Genomic DNA, 3,920 nt, shown 5'->3' on the forward strand with positions numbered 1-3,920 from the left:
GCTCGAAACGCGTGCGCGCCGCGGCGCGCAGTTCGGGCAGCGCCAGCTCCGGCGGCAGGCCGGCGGCGGTCTCGGTCGCCGCGGCCAGCCAGTGCGCGCGCGGATCGGTCACGGCAGTGACGGCTACGGGATTCACGGTACTCACGCCGCCCACCCCGCTCAGGCCTGCGCCCGGCGACTGGCGCCGGCTTCGCGGCCGTACAGCGTGTAGCCCTGGGCTTCGAGTTCGTGCGCAAGCTCCGGCCCGCCGGAGCGCACGATGCGGCCATCGACCAGCACGTGCACGACATCGGGCACGATGTAGTCGAGCAGGCGCTGGTAGTGCGTGATCACCAGAAAGCCGCGTTCGGGGCTGCGCAGCGCGTTGACGCCATCGGCGACGACCTTCAGCGCGTCGATGTCGAGGCCGGAGTCGGTCTCGTCGAGCACCGCGAACTTCGGCTCCAGCACCGCCATCTGCAGGATTTCGTTGCGCTTCTTCTCGCCACCCGAGAAGCCTTCGTTGACCGGGCGCTTCAGGAAGGCTTCGTCCATCTTCACGAGCCCGGCCTTCTCCTGCACGCGTTCGAGGAATTCGAGCGCGTCGAGCTCCTCCTGGCCGCGGTGCTTGCGGATGGCGTTGATCGAAGCCTTCAGGAAGTACAGGTTGTTGACGCCCGGAATCTCGACCGGGTACTGGAAGGCGAGGAACAGCCCCTCGCGTGCGCGCTCCTCGGCGGCCAGCGCCAGCAGGTCCTGACCGTCGAACAGCACCTCGCCGGCACTGGCCTCGTAGCCGGGCCGTCCGGCCAGCACGTTGGCGAGCGTGCTCTTGCCCGAGCCGTTCGGGCCCATGATCGCGTGGACTTCGCCGGCGCGGATGCTCAGGTCGATGCCCTTGAGGATTTCGCGGCCTTCCAGCGCGGCGTGCAGATTGCGGATTTCCAGCATGGTTCGTTCCGGTTTCCGGGGAGCCGGCGCAGGGCCGGTCGATCGGGTCAGTAGAGGAGGAATCGGGTGCGGGCGCGCGACGGCGATCAGCCGACGCTGCCTTCGAGCTTCAGTTCGAGCAGCTTCTGCGCCTCGACGGCGAACTCCATCGGCAGCTCCTTGAACACTTCCTTGCAGAAGCCGTTGACGATCAGGCTGACCGCGTCCTCGGTGCCGATGCCGCGCTGGTTCAGGTAGAAGATCTGGTCGTCGGAGACGCGCGAGGTGGTCGCCTCGTGCTCGACCTGGGCCGTCGGGTTCTGCACCTCGACGTACGGGAAGGTGTGCGCGCCGCACTGGTCGCCCATCAGCAGCGAGTCGCACTGCGAATGGTTGCGGGCGCCGTCGGCGGTCGGGAGGATCTTCACGAGGCCGCGGTAGGCGTTCTGCGCATGACCGGCCGAGATGCCCTTGGAGACGATGGTCGAGCGCGTGCGCTTGCCCATGTGGATCATCTTGGTGCCGGTGTCGGCCTGCATGCGGTCGCGCGTCAGCGCCACCGAGTAGAACTCGCCGACCGAATCGTCACCGCGCAGGATGCAGCTCGGGTACTTCCAGGTGATCGCCGAGCCGGTCTCGACCTGCGTCCAGGAAATCTTCGAGCGCGCGCCCCTGCACAGGCCGCGCTTGGTCACGAAGTTGTAGATGCCGCCGCGGCCTTCCTTGTCGCCCGGATACCAGTTCTGCACGGTCGAGTACTTGATCGTCGCGTCGTCCATCGCCACCAGCTCGACGACCGCCGCGTGCAGCTGGTTCTCGTCGCGCATCGGCGCCGTGCAGCCTTCCAGGTAGCTCACGTAGGCGCCGGCATCGGCGACGATCAGCGTGCGCTCGAACTGGCCGGTGTTCTTGGCGTTGATGCGGAAGTAGGTCGACAGCTCCATCGGGCAGCGCACGCCCTTCGGGATGTAGACGAAGGAGCCGTCCGAGAACACCGCCGAGTTCAGCGCCGCGTAGTAGTTGTCGCGCACCGGCACGACCGTGCCGAGGTACTGGCGCACGAGTTCCGGATGCTCGCGCACGGCCTCCGAGAACGAGCAGAAGATGATGCCCTGCTCGGCGAGCTTGCCGCGGTAGCTGGTCGCGACCGACACCGAATCGAACACGGCATCGACGGCGACGCCGGCCAGGAATTCCTGTTCGACCAGCGGGATGCCGAGCCGGTCGTAGGTCTTCTTGATCTCGGGGTCGATGTCATCGAGCGAGGCCGGGCCGTCGCCGATCGACTTCTTCGGTGCCGAGTAGTAGCTGATCGCCTGATAGTCGATCGGCGGATAATGCACGTGCGCCCACTCCGGCACCGGCATCTTCAGCCAGCTGCGGTAGGCCTCCAGCCGCCATTCCAGCAGCCACTCGGGCTCCTGCTTCTTGGCCGAGATCAGCCGGATCACGTCCTCGCTGAGGCCGGGCGGCACGGTTTCCTGTTCGACGTCGGTGGTGAAACCGTACGCGTAGCCGCGATCGGCCAGTTCTTCGAGATTTGCACTCATGCGGACGGACTCCCCGGCACGGCGTGATGGATGACGAAGGGCACGGTCACGACCGCGGGCGCCTGCGGGCGCAGCAGGTCGGCGAGCGTGACGCCTTCGAGGGCGGTGCTGATCGCGCGGCTGATCGGCCCCCAGTGGCCGCTGACCTGACAGTGGCCCTGATAGCCGCAGTCACCGTGGCCGCCCGGGCTGCAGTCGGTCAGCGCGATCGGGCCGTCGATGACGGCGATGATCTCGGCAACCGTGATCTCGCGCGGCGGGCGCGCCAGAGCGTAGCCGCCACGTGCGCCGCGCTGCGAAACCAGCAGCCCGCCGCGCGCCAGCAGTTTCAGCACCTTGCTGACGGTCGGCAGCGGCAGCCGGCCGCGTTCGGCGAGCGCACTGGCACTGAGGGAAGCGTCCGCGGCCTGCGCGAGACAGGACAGCAGCACGATGCCGTAGTCGGTCTCCTTGCTGATGCGGATCATGGACGCCCCGTAATCAGCACCGGAAAGGTGCTATATGGGCGCAGCATACGACTGCAAGCAGGACTAGGGAAGTCCTCATTTCGGGGAAGACGCGGCAGACGCATGGAGCAGCCCGGAAAACGGGCCGCTGCGTCCGGCATCGATGCCCGCGGGCGCGGGCGAAGGAAGGCAGGAAGTGCGCGGGCTCAGGCCCGCGGCAGCGCGGTGTCGTTCAGTGGCGCAGCCAGCTCCAGCACTGGCGCAGCAGTCCCCACAGACTCTGGCGGGCATGGGCAGGACCACCGTGCCGGCGCAGCGAGGCAAGCTGGTTGCGGGTCGCGTAACTCATCTCTCGGCTCCGGCAGGCTGACTGATGAGTCGATGATAATCATTATCGAATACGAATCACAGCCGAATCTGTGCGGCTGTCCGGCCGGTCACGGACTGCGCACAATGCCCTCCCGCTCCACCCGCCCGGAGGAAACCGACCGATGCGCCCCGCCCTGCCGGCCCGCCTGGCCCTGCTCGCCGCCCTGGCCACGGCCCTCGTCGCCTGCACGCCGGAAGCCCCGCTGCGGCCGCGTCCGCCGTTCGAGCCCGCCGACCGCATCCTGGTCGAGAAGGCCGCGCGGCGGCTGACGCTGTATTCGGGCGAACGGACGCTGCGCAGCTACCGCGTCTCGCTCGGCTTCGCGCCGGTCGGCCCGAAGCGCCAGGAAGGCGACGGCAAGACCCCCGAAGGCCATTACCGGATCGACTGGCGCAACCCCGACAGCCGCTTCCACCGCTCGCTGCACGTGTCGTATCCGGACGCCGGCGATGTCGCGCGAGCCGCGGCGCGCGGCGTGTCGCCGGGCGGGCTGATCATGATCCACGGCCTGCCGAACGGCTTCGGCGCGCTCGGTGACTGGCACCGGACGCGCGACTGGACCGACGGCTGCATCGCCGTCACCAATGACGAGATGGACGAAATCTGGGCACTGGTCGCCGACGGCACGCCGATCGAGATCCGGCC

Annotated in this window: 4 protein-coding genes; 1 reads left to right on the forward strand and 3 read right to left on the reverse strand. The window is 68.2% G+C overall.

Translation table 11 applies throughout. The features are described from left to right. Positions 1 to 159 precede the first annotated feature (159 nt). The 3 genes from sufC to PKE44_RS16170 all read right to left on the reverse strand — a co-directional run bounded on the left by sufC (position 160) and on the right by PKE44_RS16170 (position 2,926). A complete protein-coding gene (gene sufC, locus PKE44_RS16160) occupies positions 160 to 930 on the reverse strand; it encodes a Fe-S cluster assembly ATPase SufC (protein ID WP_324553200.1) in 771 nt (256 codons plus the stop codon). 86 nt (positions 931 to 1,016) lie between these two features. Continuing rightward, positions 1,017 to 2,459: a Fe-S cluster assembly protein SufB gene (gene sufB, locus PKE44_RS16165; RefSeq protein WP_324553203.1), complete on the reverse strand. Its 1,443-nt coding sequence runs from the start codon at positions 2,457 to 2,459 to the stop codon at positions 1,017 to 1,019. Continuing rightward, positions 2,456 to 2,926: an SUF system Fe-S cluster assembly regulator gene (locus PKE44_RS16170; protein WP_324553206.1), complete on the reverse strand. Its 471-nt coding sequence runs from the start codon at positions 2,924 to 2,926 to the stop codon at positions 2,456 to 2,458. Before PKE44_RS16170 ends, sufB begins: the two co-directional genes overlap by 4 nt. Before the next feature lie 470 nt (positions 2,927 to 3,396). On the opposite strand from PKE44_RS16170, the gene PKE44_RS16175 reads away from it, so the two are divergent. After that, the coding region (locus PKE44_RS16175; RefSeq protein WP_324553208.1) for a L,D-transpeptidase family protein at positions 3,397 to 3,920 on the forward strand (524 nt) is incomplete at its 3' end.

Source organism: Plasticicumulans sp., assembly GCF_035331805.1.
Classification (GTDB): Bacteria; Pseudomonadota; Gammaproteobacteria; order Competibacterales; family Competibacteraceae; genus Plasticicumulans.

Excerpts from the sequence above, each read along its gene's own strand:
- sufC (WP_324553200.1), bottom strand. The coding sequence starts at position 930 with ATGCTGGAAATCCGCAATCTGCACGCCGCGCTGGAAGGCCGCGAAATC.
- PKE44_RS16170 (WP_324553206.1), bottom strand. The coding sequence starts at position 2,926 with ATGATCCGCATCAGCAAGGAGACCGACTACGGCATCGTGCTGCTGTCC.
- sufB (WP_324553203.1), bottom strand. The coding sequence starts at position 2,459 with ATGAGTGCAAATCTCGAAGAACTGGCCGATCGCGGCTACGCGTACGGT.